The organism is Marinovum sedimenti, assembly GCF_054052205.1.
On the sequence record NZ_CM133223.1, the window covers coordinates 123069 to 145982 of the forward strand.

General features: G+C 57.1%; 20 protein-coding genes and 5 pseudogenes. 11 read left to right on the forward strand and 14 right to left on the reverse strand.

Going from position 1 to position 22914, the window contains the following annotated elements; all coding sequences use genetic code 11:
* Positions 1–591 precede the first annotated feature (591 nt).
* Together ACW9UO_RS00615 and ACW9UO_RS00620 are read left to right on the forward strand one after the other, a co-directional pair.
* Positions 592–5217: an HTH domain-containing protein gene (locus tag ACW9UO_RS00615; protein WP_457087101.1), complete on the forward strand. Its 4626-nt coding sequence runs from the start codon at positions 592–594 to the stop codon at positions 5215–5217.
* On the forward strand, positions 5207–7165 hold the full coding sequence (locus tag ACW9UO_RS00620) for a hypothetical protein (protein WP_457087102.1): 1959 nt from the start codon (positions 5207–5209) through the stop codon (positions 7163–7165). Before ACW9UO_RS00615 ends, ACW9UO_RS00620 begins: the two co-directional genes overlap by 11 nt.
* 42 nt (positions 7166–7207) lie before the next feature.
* On the opposite strand, the pseudogene ACW9UO_RS00625 reads toward ACW9UO_RS00620, so the two are convergent.
* Positions 7208–7791 (reverse strand): annotated as a pseudogene (locus tag ACW9UO_RS00625) (transposase).
* Here ACW9UO_RS00625 and ACW9UO_RS00630 point away from each other — a divergent pair.
* Positions 7687–7905 (forward strand): hypothetical protein, encoded by a 219-nt coding sequence (locus tag ACW9UO_RS00630; RefSeq protein ID WP_457088690.1) that lies wholly within the window; start codon positions 7687–7689, stop codon positions 7903–7905. The pseudogene ACW9UO_RS00625 and the gene ACW9UO_RS00630 overlap by 105 nt on opposite strands.
* An 18-nt stretch (positions 7906–7923) precedes the next feature.
* On the opposite strand, the gene istB is transcribed toward ACW9UO_RS00630, so the two are convergent.
* The 3 genes from istB to ACW9UO_RS00645 all read right to left on the reverse strand — a co-directional run bounded on the left by istB (position 7924) and on the right by ACW9UO_RS00645 (position 11373).
* Positions 7924–8682, reverse strand: coding sequence for an IS21-like element helper ATPase IstB (istB, locus tag ACW9UO_RS00635; protein ID WP_457087103.1), 759 nt, complete (start codon positions 8680–8682; stop codon positions 7924–7926).
* A 12-nt stretch (positions 8683–8694) separates the two neighbouring features.
* On the reverse strand, positions 8695–10209 hold the full coding sequence (gene istA, locus ACW9UO_RS00640; RefSeq protein WP_457087104.1) for an IS21 family transposase: 1515 nt from the start codon (positions 10207–10209) through the stop codon (positions 8695–8697).
* A gap of 816 nt (positions 10210–11025) precedes the next feature.
* A complete protein-coding gene (locus ACW9UO_RS00645) occupies positions 11026–11373 on the reverse strand; it encodes a M48 family metallopeptidase (RefSeq protein WP_457088578.1) in 348 nt (115 codons plus the stop codon).
* Positions 11374–11474: 101 nt separating this feature from the next.
* On the opposite strand from ACW9UO_RS00645, the gene ACW9UO_RS00650 reads away from it, so the two are divergent.
* Positions 11475–11723 (forward strand): hypothetical protein, encoded by a 249-nt coding sequence (locus tag ACW9UO_RS00650; RefSeq protein ID WP_457087105.1) that lies wholly within the window; start codon positions 11475–11477, stop codon positions 11721–11723.
* Complete coding sequence (locus ACW9UO_RS00655) at positions 11720–12364, forward strand: hypothetical protein (protein WP_457087106.1); 645 nt, start codon at positions 11720–11722, stop codon at positions 12362–12364. The genes ACW9UO_RS00650 and ACW9UO_RS00655 overlap by 4 nt, the downstream gene beginning before the upstream one ends.
* Positions 12365–12395: 31 nt before the next feature.
* On the opposite strand, the gene ACW9UO_RS00660 is transcribed toward ACW9UO_RS00655, so the two are convergent.
* Positions 12396–12857, reverse strand: a complete 462-nt coding sequence (locus ACW9UO_RS00660) for a thiol-disulfide oxidoreductase DCC family protein (RefSeq protein WP_457087107.1) — start codon at positions 12855–12857, stop codon at positions 12396–12398.
* 172 nt (positions 12858–13029) lie between these two features.
* Between ACW9UO_RS00660 and ACW9UO_RS00665 the strand changes: the two are divergent.
* A pseudogene (locus ACW9UO_RS00665) lies at positions 13030–13227 on the forward strand (YcbK family protein); the annotation flags it as partial.
* Positions 13224–13481: a hypothetical protein gene (locus ACW9UO_RS00670; protein ID WP_457087108.1), complete on the forward strand. Its 258-nt coding sequence runs from the start codon at positions 13224–13226 to the stop codon at positions 13479–13481. The pseudogene ACW9UO_RS00665 and the gene ACW9UO_RS00670, both read left to right, overlap by 4 nt.
* A 285-nt stretch (positions 13482–13766) precedes the next feature.
* On the opposite strand, the gene ACW9UO_RS00675 is transcribed toward ACW9UO_RS00670, so the two are convergent.
* The 3 genes from ACW9UO_RS00675 to hflK form a co-directional block, all read right to left on the reverse strand.
* The gene (locus ACW9UO_RS00675) at positions 13767–14030 is read right to left on the reverse strand and encodes a hypothetical protein (RefSeq protein WP_457087109.1); all 264 of its coding nucleotides are present in this window, start codon (positions 14028–14030) and stop codon (positions 13767–13769) included.
* A 147-nt stretch (positions 14031–14177) separates the two neighbouring features.
* Positions 14178–15197, reverse strand: a complete 1020-nt coding sequence (gene hflC / locus ACW9UO_RS00680) for a protease modulator HflC (RefSeq protein WP_457087110.1) — start codon at positions 15195–15197, stop codon at positions 14178–14180.
* On the reverse strand, positions 15194–16261 hold the full coding sequence (hflK, locus tag ACW9UO_RS00685) for an FtsH protease activity modulator HflK (RefSeq protein ID WP_457087111.1): 1068 nt from the start codon (positions 16259–16261) through the stop codon (positions 15194–15196). The genes hflC and hflK overlap by 4 nt, the downstream gene beginning before the upstream one ends.
* 768 nt (positions 16262–17029) lie before the next feature.
* On the opposite strand from hflK, the gene ACW9UO_RS00690 reads away from it, so the two are divergent.
* The 3 genes and pseudogenes from ACW9UO_RS00690 to ACW9UO_RS00700 all read left to right on the forward strand — a co-directional run.
* Positions 17030–17347 (forward strand): HPF/RaiA family ribosome-associated protein, encoded by a 318-nt coding sequence (locus ACW9UO_RS00690; RefSeq protein ID WP_457087112.1) that lies wholly within the window; start codon positions 17030–17032, stop codon positions 17345–17347.
* Positions 17348–17475: 128 nt separating this feature from the next.
* Positions 17476–17730: pseudogene (locus ACW9UO_RS00695) on the forward strand (transposase); the annotation flags it as partial.
* A 213-nt stretch (positions 17731–17943) separates the two neighbouring features.
* A pseudogene (locus ACW9UO_RS00700) lies at positions 17944–18915 on the forward strand (IS110 family RNA-guided transposase); the annotation flags it as partial.
* Here the strand turns inward: ACW9UO_RS00700 and ACW9UO_RS00705 are convergent.
* The 6 genes and pseudogenes from ACW9UO_RS00705 to ACW9UO_RS00730 all read right to left on the reverse strand — a co-directional run.
* Positions 18907–19251, reverse strand: a pseudogene (locus ACW9UO_RS00705) (amino acid permease); the annotation flags it as partial. The pseudogenes ACW9UO_RS00700 and ACW9UO_RS00705 sit on opposite strands and share 9 nt — an antisense overlap.
* A gap of 80 nt (positions 19252–19331) precedes the next feature.
* Entirely contained in the window at positions 19332–20003 is a 672-nt protein-coding gene (locus ACW9UO_RS00710; protein WP_457087113.1) for a TVP38/TMEM64 family protein, read from the reverse strand.
* Position 20004: 1 nt separating this feature from the next.
* Positions 20005–20391 (reverse strand): DUF302 domain-containing protein, encoded by a 387-nt coding sequence (locus ACW9UO_RS00715; RefSeq protein ID WP_457087114.1) that lies wholly within the window; start codon positions 20389–20391, stop codon positions 20005–20007.
* A 305-nt stretch (positions 20392–20696) separates the two neighbouring features.
* Positions 20697–21014 carry a DUF2254 family protein gene (locus tag ACW9UO_RS00720; RefSeq protein WP_457087115.1) on the reverse strand — a complete coding sequence of 106 codons (318 nt, stop codon included), beginning with the start codon at positions 21012–21014 and terminating at the stop codon, positions 20697–20699.
* Between the two features lie 509 nt (positions 21015–21523).
* Complete coding sequence (locus tag ACW9UO_RS00725) at positions 21524–21658, reverse strand: hypothetical protein (protein WP_093164402.1); 135 nt, start codon at positions 21656–21658, stop codon at positions 21524–21526.
* A gap of 94 nt (positions 21659–21752) precedes the next feature.
* Entirely contained in the window at positions 21753–21989 is a 237-nt protein-coding gene (locus ACW9UO_RS00730; protein WP_457087116.1) for a hypothetical protein, read from the reverse strand.
* Between the two features lie 148 nt (positions 21990–22137).
* Between ACW9UO_RS00730 and ACW9UO_RS00735 the strand changes: the two genes are divergently transcribed.
* Positions 22138–22872 (forward strand): Crp/Fnr family transcriptional regulator, encoded by a 735-nt coding sequence (locus ACW9UO_RS00735; protein ID WP_457087117.1) that lies wholly within the window; start codon positions 22138–22140, stop codon positions 22870–22872.
* Positions 22873–22914: the final 42 nt, after the last annotated feature.

The following is a 22914-nucleotide window of genomic DNA, read 5'->3' on the forward strand; positions in this document are numbered from 1 at the left end:
AAATTCATCTGAGGGATGTCGAGGTAAAAAAACTGCGTTCGGCTTGAGTTTTTGAAACGGGAATTTTTGAGAATAGACTAAATATTTGGGAGCTTTTTGAACGTAATGGGTAATCTTGAGAACACATCCAGCCCCTCAGAAATCGGCCCATCGCGCACCTTGTTCTCAGGACAGATGGGTGGCCACTAATTAGGTCGGTGTCTCGAGGAAAACTCAAGCGCTGCCCGCGTGAGACCTGACAAATGGGGCAGCATGGAAGATTTATCTAAATCTCGGCCCGAACCACCCTGCAACAAGATGAAAAATCACACTTTGTTGTGGACTTACCTCCTCGTGCACCCGAAAATGAGCAGTACAGGTTGCCCTACGATCAGGGTCTCAAGCGATCGCCCTGAGATAAGCCAGCCTCGTTTCTTTGACCTGAGAGTGTTGTCGGTTGAATTTTTGGGAGTGGCTGAAGATTAGAAAGTTGAGCTCATATAAAAAAGAGCAGTTGGTCGACATCTGCCGGGCTGTACGGTGGTGTTGGTTCAGCATTGCTGACATTGTTTATGCAATGCTGAACTTCGAATTAATCGTAGGCGTAATTTAATGTCAATTCTTCGGCTGCTTGGCGGCGACTCGGAACTCGCCCAATGTCATTTGGTATTATTCCACGGTTTGAACGGATCTATCGACGAGACATGGAGAGTCAATGTTTCTGGCGAAAATGAGTTTTGGCCTCTTTGGTTGATCGACGATATAGCCATGTTGGCGATATGGGCCGTCGAGTATGACGCCGCAATGAGTAGCTGGGCTGGCCATGCCCTCCCGTTGGAAGATCGCGGGCAAAATATTTGGCACCATTTGCGCGACGAGCCCCGGCTGCAACGCGGCAATATCGCGTTCATTGGCCATAGCATGGGTGGGTTGGTGGCAATTCAAACTCTCCGGTGCATTGAACGCGATCGAGCTGATAGAGACGCAGAAGAGTTTGGCCAACGGGTGCGCCGGATAGCGTTCTTGGGAACACCTCATCGGGGTTCTCGATTGGCTTCGAGTTTGTCGTGGATCGCGCCATTGCGTCCTACTCAAGCTATCCGAGACTTGCGGTCGGGTACGCCGCAATTGCGTGATCTTAGCGGTTGGTTTCGTAAACACGTTCACGGCAATCAAATTTTGACTCTTGGGCTCGCCGAAGGCTTGCGAACTGGCTTTTTTGCCAAGTTGTCTGCGAAAGTCGTAACCCCCGAAAGTGCAGATGCCGGGTTGGTCGACATGCCGACTATCGTCGATGAAACACATTTGACGATTAACAAACCGCTCAGCCGTGAAAATCAAGTATACAAAGCAATTCGAGCGTTTTTGCAGCGCCACCATGATGGGCGTGCGGCACCTACAAGAGTATTAGCAGCGGTCGATGCCATTGAGTCGAAAGTCGATGTTGGGCGTAGTGCATCTGAGGAAAGGCATAAGTTAACTCACGATGCCATCGCGCAGTTGAGTTCCCAGATTCCCTTTTCTGGCCCAAGAGATAGTCGGACGATTGACGAAGCACTTGATAAAAAGTTGGAAAGGCTGCTGCAGCGGCGTCTCTTCCCTCAGGTTGACGCTGTTGCTGAAGCTCGTGCGCTTCTAAGTGACACGGAGCATGGTGAGTTCATGGTCGCCTCCCTTGTATACCGGCATAAAGTTATTGCCTGGTGCGCGCGAATTATTGCGCCGAGTGAGCCTGCGGAAGCCGGGACAATTCTTGATCGCCATGCAAACTTGAAAGGTGAACTGGTAACGATTGCAACTTTTCGGATTCGTGCAGCTGAGGGCGATCTGGAAGCCGGGCTGAGCGAAATGGCGACGTATGAGACGAAGACATCTCGGGGTGCTTCCTATTTGGCAATTCTGCATCACCGAAGTCTTGAAGAGGCTATCGAGTGGCTGTCTAAAACGGAAATTGATCCGCTCGATCTTGATGACGGGGCGTTGTTTACCCATCTGGCCCAACTTCATCAGGCAGGACAGTGGCAAGATTCATTTGATCTTGCTCAGCGAATTGACGTTTTGCGGCTTGAATGTTGCGCCGCCTTAAACGGGGTGGTTGCAGGTATTTACCTTGCTGGTGCCATTCCGGACGCACGGTTTGACATAGTCCATCGCACCCAGCTTTTAGGTATGGATAGTCTACCGTTGAAGGACGATCCGCAGAGTTTATATCTGCGCCGAATTGCGTCTAATTGCTATTCCCGTTTGGCCGGTCTTTTGAAAGAACTTGACCTCCAGTCCATGGCACGGAGTAGCGCCGATTGGAGTCTTTGGCTCGACCTGCATGATCCGGATACCAAAGAAGATGCCCGACTGAAACTTGCGGAAAGTCTTGCGGATAAAGATGCTCTTTTGAGGAGGTTTTTATGGGCAAAAGAGTGCAGAATAAAAGTCGACTTAGATGCTGTAGCTCGAGAAATTGAACGACAGGTCGCACTTACGGGCGAGGCGCGGTTCGAGCATGCAGCTGCTCGTTTCGCGATGGCCATGGCCCATGATAAACCAATTGATGCCGTAAAGTATGTCGAGCGACATCGAGATCATCTATTCAAACATTTGGACGCGAGTCTTGTCCTTGGGATGGAAGCGGAGTTGCTGGCGCGTTCGGGTGAGACAGCGCGTGCACGCACGCGTCTTTTGGAGGCTGAAAAGGCCAGTATCGATCCCGCACTATTAGCACGCCTTCACGCGCTCATTGACCAAGCTGAGGGCAATGACGGTGTCCTTGAAAAACTGCAAAAGAACTTTGATCGCTCTGGTTCAATCCTTGATCACCGAGCATTGACTTTTGCATATGCAGAACGTGGTGCGCATACCGAAGTAAGAGAGCTCGGGAAAAACCTTCTTAAGCGTAGCGCGGATGCAAGAGATGCGCGTGTGGTCGTGATCGCTCTTTACGAGTCCGGTCAGCAAGACGATTCGCTAAAGTTATTCGACGACTACCCAGTCCTAATGCAGGAACCTAAAATGCGGCTCCTCCACGCTCGCGCACTTTTTGAACTGGGGAAACTCCGCGAAGCAACCGAGGTGTTGACTACTCTTAGAAATGAGAACGACGACCAAGCTGCGCGTGTTTTACACCTCCAACTTACAATCGCGATGGGCAATTGGGCTGCCTTGCAGGCATTCGTTGAAGCTCAATGGATACAGCGAGACGACCGGTCGGCGGTGGAACTGCTTCAGGCCGGACAGTTAGCACAGTTCATCGGAGCTTCACGGGGTGAGACACTTGTTCGATGCGCCGCTAATGAAGCGCCCGATAACCCCTACATTCTCTCAGCTTGTTACTTTGCAGCGTCAAGCGCAGGTTGGGAAAATGATGTGACCGTTTCAAGCTGGATCGAAAGAGCCGCGGAACTGTCGGAAAGTGCCGAGGCCGAGGGACCAGTACAAAGAGCATCTTTAGATCAATTCGTTGAGTGGATGCCCGCTTGGAAAGAGAAAGAGGCGCGCATAATAGAGCAAGCGGTGCGAGGAGAGCTTCCTCTCTTTCTTGTCGCAAAGTCGCTGAACCGTACTTTGACTCAGATGGTAATCTCTCAAGCCTTGTGGAACGTTGGTCAGCCCGATGTGAGAAAAAAAGCAATGCTCTTAACCACGTCGGGAAAATCTCGATCGGCGCCAGAAAATCCTCGAACAGTAGCTTTAGATCCTGTTGCGCTTCTGACCATGTCGATGACCGGATCCCTGGATGCGTGCCGCAAGACATTTGATAAGATATTCGTCGCGCACGAAACGTTAGCATGGCTCTTCGATGAGCGGACACAGTTGCGCTTTCATCAACCAAGCCAAGTTCACGCTGCACGTGCGTTACAACGATCCGTCACGGATGGAACCGTACGTGTGCACGAAGCAAGCAATGCCTTACCTGAAGGGCTGTTTCGGGAAGTAGGAAGAACCTTGGCAGAGCTTTTGACGGAGGCGACGACAAACAATGAAGACGGCCGCGAGAAGATCGTAGTGGTGGGGGGGCCAATTTGGAAAGTCGGTTCTGTTATGTCAGTTGAAGCGGAACTTGGTGATTACGCTCACTATGTCCGTTCTACTGCTGACATCGTCGAAGCCCTGTCGCAACGCGGTGTTTTAACGGCTGGCACGATCGCAGCTGCGCGCCGAGTTCACAAGCAAGGTGACGAAGTTGAAGTGAATTCTGTACCGAATAATGCGGTGCTTCTGCTTGATGACACCGCTGCTTCGTTGTTGTCGCAATCAAATCTCCTAAGTCCTCTTCGCCGGGCTGGTTTCGATGTGTTAATCCCAACTTCAGAGATGGAGGAGGCGCGTCAACTGATTGAGCATGATGCGCGTGCGGAGGATACACTTGCGATAGTCGAAAAGCTTCGGGCTTGGTTGGAATTGGGTATCCAAGAAGGTTGGATCCAGCTGGGGCGCGCAGTGAGACAGGATGGAGAAAATAATTCAAGCTGGTTCACACACCCATCAGCGGCGACCGCAAGGCTGACTGGGGACATCGACGCCTGTGTTTTTGATGACCGTTTCGTCAACTCGCATATGTCTATGGCATCTATGCAAGGAGCAATTCCGATCCTGACCTCATGGTCGTTGCTCGACATTCTTCGATCCAAGGGATCAATTAGCAAGTCTGATTGGAGTGAAGCGCGGACCACGCTTAGGCAGGCGGCTTACACGCTCGCACCTGTCGACAAGGACGAACTGTCTGAGTTTGTCGGGGGGGCCGCCGTGAAGGATGGCATCCTAATTGAGACAGCCGAACTTCGCGCGCTGCGCGAAAGCGTCATGCGGGTACGCATGAGTGACGTATTGCAGCTTCCTTTGGAGGCACAATGGCTTGACACAATCACAACCTGCTGCCTTCAAGTTCTTTCAGAGGTTTGGAATTCTGGCGGGAATCCCGCAGATGCCAGAGCCCGGTCGGACTGGTTGCTTGGTCTCGGTGACCCAGCGTGCTGGGCGCATCAAATAGGCGCAGACAAAGAGCAGTTTGGGCTTGCCAGACGTACTTGGCTCAAAATGCTTGCTTTGCTCGCAGTAGGTCGGGAAAACGATGTTGCAGGCCCATATGGGGATTGGCTTGAGGATCGTGTGCTTGCAAGCTTGAAAGAGGAAGAGCCGACACTCTTTGCTCAAGTTGTTGCCGACGTGAAGACACATACAAATGCGCTGGTTTCTCATCTGCTTGAAGTCGATTCCACGAAAGAGGTGACCGATGGAAATTGATCCAGATATTTACGGTAGCCTCTTGTTCGAACGCGCAATTGAAGCGATTCCGCCGTTGATAAGACATGAGATCCTGTTGGACGAAGATTTTCGGCAGAAATGGGGAGCAAGTACCCTCACAACTGTGCGGCTCGGGACGGACGGCCCACCTTTCGAATCCGGCAAACTCTATTATGCACTTCGATCAGTGCTCGACGGGTCCGGCGATGCTGTCGATCTGGTCGACGAAAACGGAGTGATCTGGAAAGTTATAGTGGAGAAAAATGTTGATCAAATCTTGGACTTCAAGATTTGCAGCGGCGAAGAATTATTTCGGTTAGAAGATCACTCACCACTGGCATGCGAAAAGGTGATACGGATCGCATGGCTTGATCGAATTGAAAAAGAGCTAATGCCACCATCCAGTTGGGTCGCTGATCGGAGACTGGAGCTGGCTGCGTCACCATTGAGCGATGCTGCATTTGTTGCTCTCGTGGATGACGTGGAAGTCATGCCTTCAAAGGTAGACAATGATCTGCGGATCAGCTTGAAAAATCGCCGCGCGGAGTTCCACAATTTCGTGCCAAATGACGTTCGATATTATACCCGGCTTGTCGGCCAAATCGGTGGTGAAGTTACTGCGTCAGATTTCGTCAACGCGGTCGCCGGCCCACATGTCGAACAACTCCTTGCGCGGTATGGCGCATCGGGGCTGCATCGAGCACTACTTGTCTGCGGGCATCCGACGATTTGTGCGCGCATCCCTGTCACGTCCTTGGCTACAGGTGAAGTACGGGAGTTATACGAATGGCTGGCCGTCAGTGGTGATCCAGTTTCGCGAGTTGCAGGCGTTGAAATATGGCTTGCGAATATAGCCGAGTATCCTGAACTTGAAGCGCCGGTAATCCAAATTATCAAGGCAGTTCTTTCGGAAGACGACGAGGATTCCAGCCCATACTCAGCTCTCTCGGCGGTTTTCTTATCATCGATGGGAGCCATCGCGAGGGGACGTGTGTTTGCAGAGGCACCTCCGTTTTTTCGCCGTCAAGCAGCACTCTCCCACGCGTCACTTGTTGTGCGGGCGATGTTAGATGTAGGATCCGATATGTCCGGTATAAAGAAGTGGTTGGATAAAACTGGCCATCCCCAGAACGCATTTCTCCAAGGTTTGATAGACCTTCGTCAGGAGCCGCGCTGGCTTCCTGAATATGCTTCAGCCCAACAATTGCGTGCAGAAATGATCGGGCGGCTTCGTATGGCTGTCGAGTCTCATAAAGACGCTATTGCGAGTGATGAACTGAGAGCACTGGTTATCGGAACAGATTCGTTGCTTGGCCAGACAATGCAGTGGCCATGGTCGATTCTCCCTGGTCCATTGGAGGGTGTCTCAGAAACCATTCAGCAAATGCCGGAAGATTTTTTGGCTGATGCTCGAAAGGCGTTTGCGTCAAACGAATTGAACACGAGTGAATTTTTGAAGGTAGTAAACATCGCGTACATCACCGGAGATGTCGAAGAAGTCGCGTCTCTCGCAGCAAATACTCTCGAGCGGCTTGACTTTCTCGTCAATACTGATGGGGAGGATCCGACTTCATTTCAGGTGCTTGCGGCCTTGTCCGCTGTTGCAGCCGTAGCCCGTAAACAGGATCTTGCAAGGAACGTTCGTGTACTTACACGGGTCAAACGTAGGTTGGGCCAGTTCCGTGATGACCCGGAAAATGAAGTTCACATCGCACTAATTGCTGCGGCATCCTTCGAGGATCTGGAGACATGGGCCAATTTCGTGGGGGAATGGGTAAATGAGATTTGTTTTTCGCTGGATACCAATGATAACGCGGGCAATCTCCTCAATATGCTGGGGCGCCTTAAAAAATTGGAGCCTACGCTTTCACGCCATTTCTCAACTGCTGAGGCCGCACTTTCCGCGTTGCAGCTTCAAACCTGTGTAGCGTCCCGGGAGATGGTGTAGGAACTGGCGTCCACCTGCTTCTTCATGGCTGGTGTTGCTCGTTCACTGGGCGGCGATCATCGTCGCCGTATCGGGATCGTTGCACACGGCACTCAGCGTTTCCACCGGCATGTAGCGACGTGAGACGGTCCACTCATCATTTTGTTCCAGCATGAGAGCGCCGACGTGCCGGACGACTGCGGCGCGGTTCGGGAAGATCCCGACGACGTTGGTGCGCCGTTTGATCTCCTTGTTGACGCGCTCCAAAGGGTTCGTGCTGTTCAACTTCGAGCGCAGGCTCTCGTGGTAGGCCATGTAGGCGAGGTCGTCGACGGCGCGCGTGGAGACTCCTTGAATGTAAGCTTCCTGGATCACCGCCATCAGCGCCTTCTCGGCCGTCCGGCGTGGCTCCAGAAACGCCGGGAAATAGCTGCCCTTGCGGAGCTTGGCGATGTTCAGTCCGATCTTGCCCGCGCGCGTATCCCATCGTCGCGGCCGGTATCCCCCGCTCGGCAGATTGCTTCGCAATCTCCTGCCGGGCAATGGTTGCGTTGGTTCTCACGCTCTGGTGTTCGCTCGCCATGCCCGGCTCCGCAAAGCGCAGATATTTCGATGTCCATCAGCCGCTGTGCGGCGTTCTGGATCAGCTCACGAAAAAAATCGTTCGACGTGTGCGTATTCCGGTGTATCCGCCCACCTATTCCGACAACATCCGCCCACCTGTACCGGGCTATCCGCCCACCTTTGACGCGTTGCCGTGAGGCACTTGGGTTTCGGTATCAGGTTTGGGCGGTTTCGTCACCTGCCTGAGCGTCCTTCTTTCTGAACGACTGCCCGTCGAGTTCGAGCCGGTAAGCGTTGTGCACGAGCCGGTCGAGGATGGCATCTGCAAAGGTTGGTTCGCCGATGACCTCGTGCCAGGTGCTGAGCGGCAGCTGGCTGGTGATCAAGGTTGATCCATTGCCGTATCTGTCTTCGACGATCTCCATCAGGTCGCGGCGTTGGCTGGCGTTCAGCCGGTCTGGCCCCCAATCATCCAAGATCAGCAATTGTGTTTTTGTCAGTGCCTTGAAGACGCGCGGGAAGCGGCCATCGCCGTGGGCCAGTTCCAACTCATCGAACAGGCGCGTGGTGCGTTTGTAGAGGACGGTTACGCCGTCGCGGCACGCTGCTTGAGCCAACGCGCAGGCCAGCCAGGTTTTACCGACGCCGCAGGGGCCGGTAATCATGAGATTGCGTTTGTCGCGTATCCATTTGCCGGTCAGCAGGTTTTGGAACAGCGCTTTGTCCAGCCCCCTGCGCGTTTTGTAATCCACGTCTTCCGGGGCGGCCCCGACATGGCGCAGGCGGGCGGTGCGCATGCGGCTTTCAAATCGTTTGGTCTCTCGGCTGGTGGCTTCTCTGTCGATCAGCAGCCCAAGCCATTCGGCATGCGTTAGATCGGCGGAGCCGTCTTGCCCAGCCATTTCGGCAAAGGCTTCTGCCATGCCGTCGAGCCTGAGTGTTTTGAGCTGATCCAGCGTTGGATGGTCGAGCATATCCTGTCCTCTTCAATGGAAGTAATCCGCACCACGGATATTGGGGTGTGTGATCGCGGGGCCGTCCGTGGTGGGGGTGCGGCGTTGGCGATCCAATCCATTCTTCAAAATGGAATGTAGGGATCGGTAAGTGTAGCTGTTGATGTGCAGCGCCCGCTCGCAGGCGGCATCGAGGCGCGCGGCTCCGAAGGTTTTGACAAGACGCAAGACGCCAAGGCAGGTTCTGTATCCCTGTTCAGGGTGACGGCGCTTGCGCATGACCATCTCGACAAAGGTCTCAACATTGGGCCCGATGCGAACCGCCTGTGTGCGGATGCGTTCCGGCGTCCAGTCGGCGCGATAGCGGTGGTTGGCGGGCATGTGATCGCGGATCGTGGAATGCTGGCGGTCGCCCGACGTGCGGGCATGGGCGGCAACACGCTGACCTTTATGATAAATCTCGACTGTGCGTGCTGTGATGCGCGCCCAAAGCTCCTGACGCAAAAGCTGGTGCGGCACAGAGTAATAGTGCCGCCCGATATCGACGTGGTAATCGAGACCGGCGCGGCACTTCTTCCATTCTGCATAGACGTATGGCTGATGGGGCAGCGGCTTCAATGCGGGTTTGTCCAGCGTCTCAAACAAGGCCCGACGGCTGGCACCAAGGTGCCGGGTGACCTTGCTGTTCAGCTGATCGCGCAGGGGTCGGATCGCTGCATTCAGCTCATCAAGGCCGAAGAAGGTCTGATTGCGCAGGCGGGCCAGAATCCAGCGCTCGGCCAGCAACACCGCGCCTTCGACCTTCGCTTTATCCTTGGGCTTGCGAGGCCGCGCGGGAACGACGACGGTATCGTAATGCGCTGCCATGTCGCCATAGGTGCGGTTGATCGCCGGATCATAGAAGCAGGCCTTGACAACAGCCGCCTTCAGATTGTCGGGCACCACCTGCGCAGGCACGCCTCCCAAAAAGCTGAAGGCGCGAACATGGCTGCTGATCCAATCCGGCAGGCTCTGTGTCCAGGTCGCTTCAACATAAGTGTAGTTCGATGCCCCAAGGGCAGCGACAAAGATCTGGGCCGTGCGTATCTCACCCGTTTCGGGGCAGGCAACATCAACGGTGTGGCCCGCATAATCGACAAACAACCGCTCACCAGCAGGGTGACGCTGCCGCATCACCGGCGACAGCTTGCCCTCCCAGCGGGTGTAAAGCTCGCAGTACCGGCTGTAGCCATAGCCATCTGGGTGCACTTCTCGATACTCTTGCCACAACAGCAAAAGCGTCACGCCCTTGCGGCGCAGCTCCGCGTGTACATAGGCCCAATCAGGCTGAGGGATTGGCTGGGAAATATCGCTACAGCGGCGAGGAAACAGCATCTGTTCCAGATCGCCATCCGACAGCCCATCGGGCAACGGCCAGATCAAACCAGCGTCACGGGCGCGGCTCAAATACTCGCGAAGGGTTGTGCGCCCAATCGCCAGACTCAACGCCATCTGACGCGTCGACAAACCCTCAAATGACAGGCGCAATGCCTCCCGTATCTTCCGCATCGGCAATCTCTTCACTGGGCCATCTCCCGTCCAAAAAGAACGGCAAAGTAGCCCGCCTCAGATCACCTCACAGCAGCACATCAAGGAGTGGGCGGATGCCCCGGAATCCCCGCGCGGATCAGATCGGTACAGGTGGGCGGATTAAATCGGAATCACTGGGCGGATGAGCCCGGAATGCGCAGACGTGCTTACGCGGTGCCACTGGCACCTCGGTCACGTCTCACCATCGCTCTTGGCGATCACCCCCGGAAGGTCAATCATGGTCTCGGTCATCTTGCTTTCCTTCGTTGTCATCGGCTTCAACAACCTCAAACCACGAAGATGCGCGGTGGCCGCCAGCCCGGCCGTGCGCGGCCTCCTACACCACCCGGTGGGGCACTACTCGAGCCTGAGAAGCATAGTTGTCTGGCGACAAGAGGTTGGATTTCGAAAACCACGTGGGCGCTCCTTGGGATTGAGCGGACGGCCCCTATTTTATAGCCCGGCAAAGCCGCTCCATTGTCACGACCTGCTCAAGGAGCGTGTTCGAACTTTCTCCCCAGAGGTCCGCCACTTGCCCTAGAGAAACGTTTCTCCCGATCTGGCTCCGGCCGGATTTTTCCGTTGTTTTCGAGGGTTATGCGGGGTGGGCTATTCACGTACCTCTCTGTCAGGTGAGCCTAAAGCGTTCTCTCCGGACCGATATTCTCCGGACCTGTTGACTGCGCCGATCTGGTGAAGTGCCGCAAGCGCATGATATTGTTTGTTTATTCAATATCGGATTTTCCGTTTGGACGCTGGTCTTGTTTGGTCATCGGCGACTACCATCGGAATTTCTCATGCCATGATCCGCTCGAGCCGTTGTTTCCGGCGCTCCCAGTCCGGCATCACTCGGTCCAGCAGGTCAAAGAAGGCAGTGCCATGGTGTGGCTCAGCGATGTGGCATAGCTCGTGGGTAATTACGTAATCGATGGCGTCAACCGGGGCTTCAACAAGGCGTCGATTGAGCAGAAGGCGGTGCGCGGGCGACATTGATCCCCACCGTTGTTTCATTTGTCGGATGATCATCCCTTTCGGCCGGAATGCTTCGGGCTCCGGGAAACGTTGCAGACTCTGTTCAACCTGCTCTCCGAACTTTATGCGCGCCCGGTTGCGGTACCAGCCCTCTACCAGTTCGCGCGTAATGTCTGTTCGGGTCTGGGCCGGCGGTTCTGGCCCGGCGCACCGTCAATACACAAGCTGGGTCCTACACGCTTGTCCTCACCGACGAAGGGGCCGCGATCCACATGACCAGCGCATCGGCTGCCACGCTGACCGTACCAGCGAACAGCGCAGTGGCCTTTCCGATTGGAACGGAGATCGAGGTGGTCGCTCTGGGCGCTGGCGTGGTCACCATCACGGGCGACACTGGCGTGACCATCAACGGCGTTGCGGCCGGGTCCGCGGATGTCGCGGCACAGTGGCAGGGCGCGGTTCTTCGGAAGTACGACACCGATGCCTGGCTGCTGATCGGCGCAGTGGGAGAGGTGGCATGAGGCTCATGGTTCCGGCGCATCACCAGGCAGCGCGCTCTCAGTTGGACAATGTAGCAGGGCAGGGGCCGTGGGCCGATCCCTTCGATGATCCATCCGGCACCGTGCTTTGGTCGCGCTGGATCGATGGCTCGACCTCCGGCACGGCAAAGGAGAACTGCGCGCTGTGGTCCAACAAGCAGGGGTTCTCGGGGTCCTCCAGCGCCTGCGAATGGCGGACGAATTCGGGTACAGGCCGGGCCAACGTGGAATTGCTGAATTGGGAAACACTGGCCGCCGGACCACTGATCATCCGGATGCGCTGCAAGGTCGAGACCTATGCGGTGTCGAAGGTCTGGTTGCTGTTCAACACGATCTTCACCGATCCGCTGTGGGAGATGTACGTCGACGTGACGCCCGACGGCACGGCACCCGCAGACCGGATCGGGTCCCACAGCCCGGAATGGTCGGATGTCTGGGTCGAGGAACACCCCTCACACCCCGGCTGGATGTTCATCAAGGCGCGGCTGGACCTGACTGGCGCGGCAGATGTGGACGGGGCCTTCACGGTGCACTTGACGGATGGAGACCAGAGCGATGAGCTTTTTCCGTTGGACGATTTCACGATGATCCGCGTGCAGGACCTGACGGTAGAGGTGGAATAACGGCGAGGGCACTCCGCTAACGCGACCACTTTCAAGTCATCAGGCGGCGGCGCAACCGCTCGTCCGGGATTGCGCACATGTCGGAGCGGCCAAAGCGATATCGATTGCGAGCGATCCGTCGATAAAGCCATTCCCGGACCGCCTTCGGCAAGATGCGCATCGCCGTGGCAAGCCGTCCAACCCCGCCAAGTTTCTCGCCAATGCGGATGATCGCCTCCATGCCGGACCACGCCTGACCGTTCTCCAGCAGAAGCCACGTCTCCGGGTCGGCGGGATCGAGACCATAGTGGCGCACCAGCGCGGTGCCAGGTGGCGACTGCACGGTGCAGATCCGGAATTGCTCCGTCCGGTCCAGCCGGGCAATCGTCCGCGCGCCCCAGGAACAGACGGCGCATTCGCCGTCCATCACCGCAATCGGACCCTCATCGACGAAAAGCGGCACGTGTGGATCGTTTCGATAAGAGTAAGGCGGTCGCGCGTCCAGTTCGGCCATCTACACGTTCACCTTTGCCAAGCAGCTGCCCGCATAGCCTATCCGATAAGGCGATCGCTGGAAACGGTCTGAGCGTTGACCACGCGACCGGCATCGTCGACCAACAGCGCGGTCGGGTTTCTCGACCTCGACATTATCCGCGCTCTGGCTTCATCCATGTCGACCTCGGTCCGGCGCGGCCGGAATGGCGACGCTGGGTGCGGCGGGCGTCGAGCTGGCGCAGCAGGTCCTGGCTGAAACCCCAACGGCCATCCTTCCGCTCGTCCCTTATCTCGACACGCTCCGTTGGGTGTCTATCGCTGTCGCCCTCGACGGGATCGCAGTCACGATCTACGCCCGACTTGATGATTGGAAACGGGGGCAGAGATGATCGCCAGCATTCTCGGCGAGATCGCCGCCACCCCAGGGGCGCCGGCCGCACTGCGCTACGGTGCAATTGTGCTCGCCATCGTTCTGTTCCTGCTGTCGGTCCGCCGCTCCGGCGAGAGCGTCGGTCGCATGGCGGAACGCCTTGAACCGAGGGAGAGGACCAATGAAACTCAACGCCGGATGCTGGAGGCATCAGCTCGACGTCCTCGTGATCGCGACGAGCTGGTTAACCGGCTGCGCGACGGCAGGTTTTGAGACCGGCGGCGTGGGGGCATGCCCGCCGGTCGTGGAATACAGCAGGGAGCTTCAGGCGCAGGCAGCCGAGGAATTGGCTATGCTGCCGGACGGATCGGCTGTAATCAAAATGATGGGCGACTATGCTGTCATGCGGGACCAGGCGCGGTTGCGACTCGGATGAATTCCGGAAACAAAGAACTTTGGAGAATTGTGACTTCACCAAGTTCTGCGAGCCGAACCGAACGTTCAAAAAGACTTCGGCGACCGGTCAGCATGTTGCGCACATAACCTCGCTATCTGCCGTTATTGTAGCAGGTGGGGCGGCGCGTCGGGATTTGCTCTTGAATGTGGTTTCTTGCGCGGCTTTTTGGTTGTTGGCTCAATGATCTTAGCAGCCGGACTGGCCTCTCTCTCGAGACGTGCCTTACGAAGACGCTCTGTCTTGAACTGGCGGTGTTTCTTCTCTTCGTCGAGGATGTCCTGCACAGCACGTGTTGTCTTGTCCATCGGCGTTTCCGCTCGGGGTGTCGTCATTTTGAATAAATTCGATTTTGTCAGCTTCGCCATGAATTAACTCCTAAGTGAAAATCTCGCGGGACATGAGGGACCTCCAAGCAGGCCGTGGAGGGGTGGGTGACACCCTCCCGTCGAAGTTTCACGGTTTACTGGTTGCGATCAAACAGGTCGTCAATCTTTGCTGCGCCGTCATTCGCATCATCTCGCGGCCACAGTGCCAACCCCAGGATCGGGGGAAGTGCCGTTTTCAGACGACGTTTCGGCCTCCATGCCTCTCAGGAACTTGAAGAGATCGCTGTCCGTCGTCAGGACAAGCGTGGTTTGACCGGAAATCATGTCGTTGTAGGCCTGCATGGTTCGCGTGAACTCATAGAACTCTGCCGCTCGGGGATTGATGTTGTAGGCCCGGGCATAGATATCCGCCGCGGTGGCGTCGGCCACACCGCGGATTTCTTCAACGGCACGATATGCTTCGGACTGAATCTTGTTCAGGTCCCGCTCACGGTTGCCGCGGATACGCGCAGCCTCGCCGTTACCTTCGGAAAGGAAGCGCTCAGCAATCTGACGTCGTTCGGAAATCATGCGGTCATAGATTTTAGGTCGCACGCTTTCATTATAGTTGATCCTCTTGAAGCGGATATCGAGAAGCTCGATTCCGAACACACGGACCTTCTCTGCGGCAGCCGTGAAGATCTCCTCCTCCACAAGCGCCCGTCCCTTCTGGATGGGAACCAGCGAACCAATATCCTGAGCAATTTCCTCGTCCGTCAAGAGCGTGTCCCTCAACGGAGTTCGACCCTTGGTCGTTCGGATGATCTCAATGAGTTCATGCTTGGCGACTGCATTGCGGGTCTCGCTGCCGAGAATGTCATCAAGCCGGGATTGAGCACTGCGTTCATCGCGCAGACGAAGGAAATACTGCAGTGGCTCAGTGATCTTCCACCGCGCAAACAAATCGACGGAGATGTAGAGCTTGTCCTTAGTGGGCATGTCGGAAGGGTTGCCATCCCACTCCAGAACCCGGCTATCAATCCTGTTGACCGTTTGAACGAAGGGCAGCTTTACCTTCAACCCCGCAGATGTGATCGGTTCACCGACAGGTTTACCAAACTGGGTGATAATGGCCTGCTCAACCTCACCTACCGTGTAGACCGTGCTTGAAGCCGTCACGACGGCGGCGACCACAATTCCTGCAAGAATGCCTAATCCGATTTTCATGGCCGGTCCTCCTGTTGGCGATCTAAATTCAAAAGCGGCAGGATACTGTTGGAGGGTCCATCAACGATGATCTTCGATCCGATGCCGGGCAAAACTGCCTGCAGCGTTTCAATGTAAATCCGCCGCCTCGTGACTTCCGGTGCCTTTTCATATTCGGCGAAAAGCGCTGTGAACCGCGCCGCGTCGCCTTCCGCTTCGTTGACCCTTTTCAGCCGGTAGCCATCAGCCTCTCGGATACGTTGATCTTTTTCGCCTTCAGCTAGTGGGATAACCTTGTTGTATTCCCGGCGCGCCTCGTTGATCAGGCGCTCCTTCTCTTGCTGGGCCTGGTTGACCTCATTGAAGGACGATTGAACCGGACCCGGCGGGTTGATGTTCTTCAGTTGCACCTGGTCTATGCTGATGCCCATCGCGTATTTCGTGGCCAACGCCTGCATTTTCAAAAGCGCTTCGTTTTCGATCTCTTGCCGACCGATCGTAATGACCTCGTCTACTGTCCGATCACCGACCACCTCACGCATCACGGATTCTGAGACGTAGCGCAGCGTCGCGCGGGGCTCTCGCACCTCGAACAGGAACTTCAAAGGCTCGGAGATCCGGTATTGCACAACCCATTCCACGAGGGCGGCGTTCAGGTCGCCCGTCACCATCTCGGTTTCGCGACGTCCGTCAACCGGGCTTTGAAACGGCTCGGTCGCGCCCGGCGTCGAGAAGCCAAACTCCTGCTTCAGCTGGCGCTTCACCGGTACGAGCGTGGCGACATCTATGCCAAGTGGGAACTTGAAATGCAGACCGGGCGGAACCTCTGATTTGTACTTTCCAAAACGCTGAACAACGGCGACGGAGTCGCTCGGGACGGTATAATAGGAGGTCCAGACCCCGATGGCGGCAAGAGCGATTGCTCCGACAACCACAAAGCCCTTCACCGACGGTGGCCCGCCAGGGACCATACCGCCCAGTCGTTCACGTCCCTTGCGGAGCAGTGCATCAATCTCCGGGCTGACGCGTTTCTTCGTGGTGTTCCAAGGCCCCCGATCTTCTTGGGCTTTTTCTTGGTCGGGCATGTCGCCTCCTTTCTCGCTCGCGCGGATTTATGATGTCGCTGATCAGTCGCGGCGTTGGTCGGTGACGCGCCCGGTCGCGGCCAAGATGGCCAGGGTCGGCATTCCTTCGCTTTTGCCTTTTAGAGGTCAGCGGGCGAAACGGTCAGATTCTTCGCCAGTCTGCGATGCGGAACCAGAGGACGCAGCTTCACCGCAACCGGGGCTTTCCAGACGCCCGCAAGTTCATCCCGCGTCTGCGCTCGGCACTCGTTGCTGCGCCGAGTTGCCGGGTCTGCACAGCCCAGCCTTCCGTCCTCATTTACTTCAGGATCATTAGACCCGCGCTGACGCATGTTAGCCCGGGCCAACCAGGTCACGTCGAACTGGCCCAACATGCCGGCATATTGATGCTCGCGGATGTGGCAGTGAAAAATGAGAGGATTTTCTTAACAGCCGTTGCTCATGTCAGGATCTTGGACGCTCCAAGCACGTCCAACTTTTCTGATCTCGACCCACAGTGAAAAAATCCCCGGTCAGCTTCGGCGGAAGGTCCTGGTTGGAGATTGGGTGGCAACCGGATGAATCGGCCCTCGGGCGGTGCTATCGATCTGGTGCATGGCTTTGGCGGTTCCAGAATTTGCCGGGCTTCTGGACCAAGTCGCCTTTCGGGACGCACCTGTGTTCAGTTAACTGATCCGTGACAGTTCGCGACCTGAAGGAGTGCGATAGACTGCCTGTGAAGAGCATTAACCCCATTTTGGGTCAGGACATTTTTGAAGGGAGCACGAAATGCATATCGAAGTCAGCACCGACAACAGCATCGACGGAAGCGAGGCCCTGACGAGCCACATCGCAAATCTGGTTCAGCGCGATCTGGCCAACATGGAAAGCCACATCACCAGGATCGAGGTCCATCTGAGTGACGCCAACGCCAACAAGACCGGCCAGGATGAGATGCATTGCATGTTGGAGGCGCGGCTCGAGGGGCTGCAGCCGACGGTCGTCAAGGAGTCGGCTGCAACTGTCGAACAGGCCGCGAAGGGCGCAGCGGTCAAGATGAAACATGCGCTGGAAAGCATTATCGGAAAAAGATCGGACCGTCGCTGACATTTCTGAAGACGTCTCTGGGCACAAAGACAGGACCGCCATTCTGAGCCTGAGCGTGGCCGACCTGGACCTGTCGCGGTTTGATGCCGCTCCTTTGATAGCATTTACTGCAACAAAGGAGATTGACTATGGGACTGAAACGGACGGACGAATTCCGCCAAGATGCGGTTCGTATCGCACTAACCAGTGGGCTAACACGTAAGCAGGTGGCTGACGATCTGGGTGTTGGCATGTCAACGCTGAACAAATGGATCACCGCGCACCGAGATACAGACGTGGTTTCCAAAGAGGATTTAGACCTCGCCAAAGAGAATGATCGGCTTCGGCGCGAGATCAGGCTCCTCAAGGAGGAGAGGGAGATCTTAAAAAACCGTTCCCGGCCGCAGCCCGCCTGTGCGCAGTATAAACAGCCTGTGCTATGCTGCGCCTGAAGGGCAGTTGCCGATGGCTTATTGGTGGGCTGGACCCCGTTAAAAAACGTGGCACATGGGCTGATGCGCACTTGAGAGTGGTGACGCCGCCATCGCGGTGATCCCGGTTAGGAAGATGACGAACTTGCATAGCCCACGCCCTTCGCCTTGAACGGAGGAGGTGCCATGACGAAGCGTAAATCCGGTGGCCACCCGGACTTGAAGATGGTCAATCCCAATGCGGCCGCGATCGACATCGGCTCGACGATGCACATGGCGGCTGTGAACCCTGACACCGACATCATGCCAGTGCGCGCCTTTGGGACATTCACACAAGATTTGCACGACCTTGCCGACTGGTTCCGGTCGTGCGGTGTCACCAGCGTGGCCATGGAGTCGACCGGCGTTTACTGGATACCGGCCTTCGAGATCTTGGAAGCGAATGGCTTCGAGGTCATCCTCGTGAACGCCCGTTACGCCAAGAATGTGCCTGGCCGCAAAACCGATGTCAGCGATGCCGGATGGCTGCGTCAGCTACACTCCTATGGTCTGTTGCGTGGCAGTTTTCGGCCTGAGGCCGAGATCGCCACCTTGCGCGCCTATATGCGCCAGCGCGAACGCCTGACAGAATATGCCGCCGCTCACATCCAACACATGCAGAAGGCGCTGATGGAGATGAACCTGCAACTGCATCATGTCGTCTCCGATATCACAGGCGGGACCGGTATGCGGATCATCCGCGCCATCGTCGCTGGCGAGCGTGATCCGGAGGCTCTCGCCGCGTTCCGGGATGTTCGCTGCAAATCCTCTATGGACACGATCAAGGCCGCGCTGGTCGGCAACGACCGTGAGGAGCATGTCTTTGCCCTGACACAGTCGCTGGAACTTTACGATTTCTACAAATCGCAGATCGAAGCATGCGACCGCAGGCTCGAGACGGCGGTCGGAGCGCTGACTGCCAAGGCAGATGGAGATCTGGCCCCACTGCCCAAGGCACGGATCAAGTGCAAGCAGCACAACGCGCCGTCTTTCGATGTGCGCGCTGCACTTTACGGGGTGCTGGGCACGGACCTGACGCAGATCCATGGCCTTGGGCCGTCGCTGGCTTTGAAGCTGGTGGCCGAATGCGGCACGGATTTGCGCGCGTGGAAGGAGGCCTGCGATCACGACAGTGTAGACGAGCGTATGGTCCTTGATCGTGCCCGGCATTCCGAAATGGCTGTGCGGGATCATCTTCATGTCGGTCAGCATCGCCAGCATCCGCGACACCGCGAACACGCTGGCGATCAGACCCGACGCCGTGGCGACCAGCGCCAGTGCCACCGTCAGATAGAAGCCGGTCTGGCCGAGGGCGGGCTGGGCTGCTTCGGCCAGCGCGTAGTCCTTGGACGCCACTATGCGGTCGAGCGGAAGGCTGGAACCGACCGCGAAGGCGACAAGCAGATAGACGACCACGCAGATCGCGATGGACAGGATGATGGCCCGGCCGACGTTACCCGCGCCGATCATCACGCCGGTGCCCATCGCGATAGCGCCGAGGAGGGTGATGCTGTCTTTCTTGTAGGCGTCCGCCATCAGAGTTCCTTTTGGGTTTTGCGTCGGGTCGCCACCCAGAGCAGAGGCAATCCGGTGACCAGGCCGAGGCCAAGGACCGCCCATGTCGCCCGCCCGAGATCCCCGCTGACCGCCTCGCCACCGAAATGGGCGAGCAGGAAGCTTGCCGGTATGATCCCGGCCAGTGTCGCGAGCGCGAAGCGCCAAGCATGCAGTCGGCTGAGCCCGGCGGCGTAGCTGATCATGTCGAAGGACACGAAGGGCATCAGGCGGCTGCCAAAAACCGTCGCCGTCAACGCAGTCTGCGATCCGAGCAGGCCTGCGTCGACCCTTTCGCCAAACACCCGCCGCAAAACATCGTGTCCGAGAACACGTGCGAGCCCGAACGCGATCAGGGCGCCAAGCTCAGCGCCGATCACCACAAACGCCGTTCCCCAGAGATGTCCGTAGGCGGCCCCGGCGGCCAGCGCGATCGGCGCGCTCGGGATCGGGCTCGCCACGACAGCGACGGTCATGAGCGTGACAATCAAAACCGGCCCCCAGATGCCAGCGCGCGCGACCAGCATATCGAGACGCTCGCCGTCCATCAGTCCGCGCGCCTCGGTGAACACCGACGGCGCGAACTGCCAGACGCCGAGCAGGGCGATCCCGAGGATCGACAGCGCCACGAGGATGATTGCACGCAGATTCATCTCAGATCGACGCGATGGCTTTCGCCAGAAGGTCGCGGACCTCTCCCGCGACGGTCGTCAATTCCGCGTTCTCGATTGCCTGCATCGACGCCACCGGATCGATGGCGCTGACCTCCACTCCGCCCTCGACCTCGCGCAGGATGACGTTGCAGGGCAGCATCGCGCCGACGCGTGGCTCGATCCCGATCGCCTGATGCGCCATCTTCGGATTACAGGCGCCCAGGATGCGATAGGCTGGCATCTCGACATCGAGCTTCTTTTTCATCGTCGCCTTGACGTCGATCTCGGTCAGGACGCCAAAGCTATGCTCCGCAAGCGCTTTGCGCGTGCGGGTGTCGATGTCGTCGATATCTGCGCCGGAGAAATTGCGATTGATAGTATAGGTCATTGCGAAGTCCTTTCATTCATTTTCGAAGATATTTTGCCAAGGCGGCTATGGCCAAGACCACGAGAACAAGGATCAGGATCCATGTGATCCAGCCAAACCCCATTCCGTAGCCCATTTCGTTCGAGTTCATTGTCGCTCCTCCTGTTTTTCTGTTGCGCGGTGCGCATGCCGCCATTCCTGCCGGGTCGAACGGAAGTTGAGAGCGCCTACCAAGCCCCCGGCAAGCTGTTCCTTCTCGGTTCAGACAAGGAGGCAGTGTCTTGTGTCCAGGGCGCAGCTCAAAGAATGTCACCGACGACAGCGCTTCATGATCTCTGAATACGCAGCATTTCTTGAAGCGCTTTCCGATCAAAATTCAGAGAAGCGTTGTTCTCGCTTTCGATAAGCACCTGTTCATTGAGCGCCATGATGGCTCCACGCGCTGTGGGCGAGAATGACCGGCTCAACTTGCCCATTGTGTCTACCAGCCGCGTGACCACATCGACGTCGGAGGTCCCGTAGCGTGCGATCGCCGAAAAGGCATTACATGCCAGTTCCTCGATGACGACGACTTCAGTCAGGATACGCAACTGTCCGGTCTCGTCGGAGCGGATCGGCGAGGGCCGCGCTTCGCTACGGTGCAATCACGCTGGCCATCCTTCTGTTCCTGCTGTCGATCCACCGCACCGGTGAGCGCGTTGGGCGGATCGCTGAACGTCTCGAAAACACGGAGAAGGCCAATGAAACTCAACGCCGGATGCTGGAGGCAGCGGCTCGCCGTCCTCGTGATCGGGGCGACCTTGCTGAGCGGCTGCGCGACGGTTAGTTCTGACCGTCGCGGGCTCGGGGCGTGTCCGCCCGTTGTCGAGTACAGCCAGAAGTTTCAGGAGAGGGCGGCCGAGGAACTGGCCCTGCTGCCAGGCGGTCGGCGATCGCGGAGATGCTGAGCGACTTTGCAGTGATGCGAGATCAGGCACGCGGTTGCATTCGCTAAGTCGCGGCTTCTCGATCGATGTCGCGCATTACGCATTTCTCCGGCAACCTATATCGTCGATTTCCTGGGGGCCAGAGTCTGCCCGATGCAGCATGTCGCCACGTCTCCCCCCTCCGCCTGGCTCTGTCTCCAGTGATATGCAGGGACTTGGGCCGCGACCTATTTCTTCTTGTGCTCGCCAAGATTGGTCAAGGCTTTGCCCTTCGTGAAGTCTGCTGTTGCAACGACCTTTTCCTTCACCTTTTTCGGCTTCTTCGCTTCTCGGTTGCCACGTTGCTTGTCGCCCTTGGACATTTGAATTTCTCCTGGTCCTGCGTGTTGTCTTAGTCTTTCAGCTTCCAATCAATTGATATCCATAAATGCTCCTGCAGTTCGTTGAAGCTCGACTTCACAAGCGTCGAACCGAGTTGCCGCCAGCGATGATCGCGTTGATCAAGTCCGCGACGGCGCGATGCCTCTCCGTTTCGAGTTCGGTGCCGACGGCGTTCTCGTGCGTGGCCGCAGCGTCGCGAAGAACGCCCAAGATCTCGTGCTCTGGAAGCAGTCCGCGATCGTTCAAGGCAAGCAGGAGCGCCTCGCAGATCGATAGGGCAGCCTGGCCTGCATGTTCGCTCGCCGTGGACATCCGGTTTCCTTTCGTGGCATCGTGAACCGGGGAAAGGTGAGGTTCACATGCGTCCGCACTTCTCGCATGAAGTGCTCTATACTGGACTGATCCAGAGCAGTGCCCGGGCCGATTTCAGCTCTTGGGTCAAAGCACGCCGGGAGGCCCCATGACATCAGTTGAACACAGCCCCCTTACCCGCAAGCTTTCGGCCTTCGTCGCCCTGTCTGATGTCGAGTTGGCCGTGCTTGAACGACTGCACCAGCGCCGTCGATCCTTCGTTGCGGGGACCGATATGGTGCATCAGGGCCAGTCGTCTCAGGCCGCCTATATTCTGTCCGCGGGTTGGGTCTGTTCCTACAAGCTACAGGCCGACGGGACGCGGCAGATCGTGGATTTCCAAGTGCCCGGGGATTTCCTGGGGTTGCGGAGCGTTCTCTTGCGCACCTCGGACCACAGTTTCGAGCCTATCGTGGACATCGAGGCTGCCGAAGTGCTGACGAGCGACCTTCTGGACGCGTTCGCGCAGACCCCACGCCTGGCGACCGCAATTCTCTGGGCGGCGTCAAGGGACGAGGCGATGGTCGTGGAACATCTCGTCGGGATCGGTCGGCGTGATGCGGACGCTCGGATGGCGCATTTTCTCCTGGAGCTGGCATCGCGCCTGGCGCTGGTGGGCATGGGAAGCAGGGAAGGGTACGACTGTCCTCTGACGCAATACCACCTCGCCGATGCCCTGGGTCTGAGTGCGGTTCACGTGAACCGGGTCCTGCGGCAGCTTCGCGAGAGTGGGTGTGTCACCTTCCGGGACGGTCATGTTACAATTCATGATCATGACCGTCTGGTGGACCTTGCCGAATTCGATCCGGCCTATCTAGATCAGATCGGACCGCTCCTGAAATGAGAGGGCCGCCCTCCCTTTTTCGGCAGGCGGCCCCGGTGATCA

Coding starts and splice junctions, on each gene's coding strand:
- ACW9UO_RS00615 (WP_457087101.1), top strand. CDS start 592: ATGTCAATTCTTCGGCTGCTTGGCGGCGACTCGGAACTCGCCCAATGT.
- ACW9UO_RS00620 (WP_457087102.1), top strand. CDS start 5,207: ATGGAAATTGATCCAGATATTTACGGTAGCCTCTTGTTCGAACGCGCA.
- ACW9UO_RS00630 (WP_457088690.1), top strand. CDS start 7,687: ATGGTTGCGTTGGTTCTCACGCTCTGGTGTTCGCTCGCCATGCCCGGC.
- istB (WP_457087103.1), bottom strand. CDS start 8,682: ATGCTCGACCATCCAACGCTGGATCAGCTCAAAACACTCAGGCTCGAC.
- istA (WP_457087104.1), bottom strand. CDS start 10,209: ATGCGGAAGATACGGGAGGCATTGCGCCTGTCATTTGAGGGTTTGTCG.
- ACW9UO_RS00650 (WP_457087105.1), top strand. CDS start 11,475: ATGACCAGCGCATCGGCTGCCACGCTGACCGTACCAGCGAACAGCGCA.
- ACW9UO_RS00655 (WP_457087106.1), top strand. CDS start 11,720: ATGAGGCTCATGGTTCCGGCGCATCACCAGGCAGCGCGCTCTCAGTTG.
- ACW9UO_RS00660 (WP_457087107.1), bottom strand. CDS start 12,857: ATGGCCGAACTGGACGCGCGACCGCCTTACTCTTATCGAAACGATCCA.
- ACW9UO_RS00670 (WP_457087108.1), top strand. CDS start 13,224: ATGATCGCCAGCATTCTCGGCGAGATCGCCGCCACCCCAGGGGCGCCG.
- ACW9UO_RS00675 (WP_457087109.1), bottom strand. CDS start 14,030: ATGGCGAAGCTGACAAAATCGAATTTATTCAAAATGACGACACCCCGA.
- hflC (WP_457087110.1), bottom strand. CDS start 15,197: ATGAAAATCGGATTAGGCATTCTTGCAGGAATTGTGGTCGCCGCCGTC.
- hflK (WP_457087111.1), bottom strand. CDS start 16,261: ATGCCCGACCAAGAAAAAGCCCAAGAAGATCGGGGGCCTTGGAACACC.
- ACW9UO_RS00690 (WP_457087112.1), top strand. CDS start 17,030: ATGCATATCGAAGTCAGCACCGACAACAGCATCGACGGAAGCGAGGCC.
- ACW9UO_RS00710 (WP_457087113.1), bottom strand. CDS start 20,003: ATGAATCTGCGTGCAATCATCCTCGTGGCGCTGTCGATCCTCGGGATC.
- ACW9UO_RS00715 (WP_457087114.1), bottom strand. CDS start 20,391: ATGACCTATACTATCAATCGCAATTTCTCCGGCGCAGATATCGACGAC.
- ACW9UO_RS00725 (WP_093164402.1), bottom strand. CDS start 21,658: ATGTCCAAGGGCGACAAGCAACGTGGCAACCGAGAAGCGAAGAAGCCG.
- ACW9UO_RS00730 (WP_457087116.1), bottom strand. CDS start 21,989: ATGTCCACGGCGAGCGAACATGCAGGCCAGGCTGCCCTATCGATCTGC.
- ACW9UO_RS00735 (WP_457087117.1), top strand. CDS start 22,138: ATGACATCAGTTGAACACAGCCCCCTTACCCGCAAGCTTTCGGCCTTC.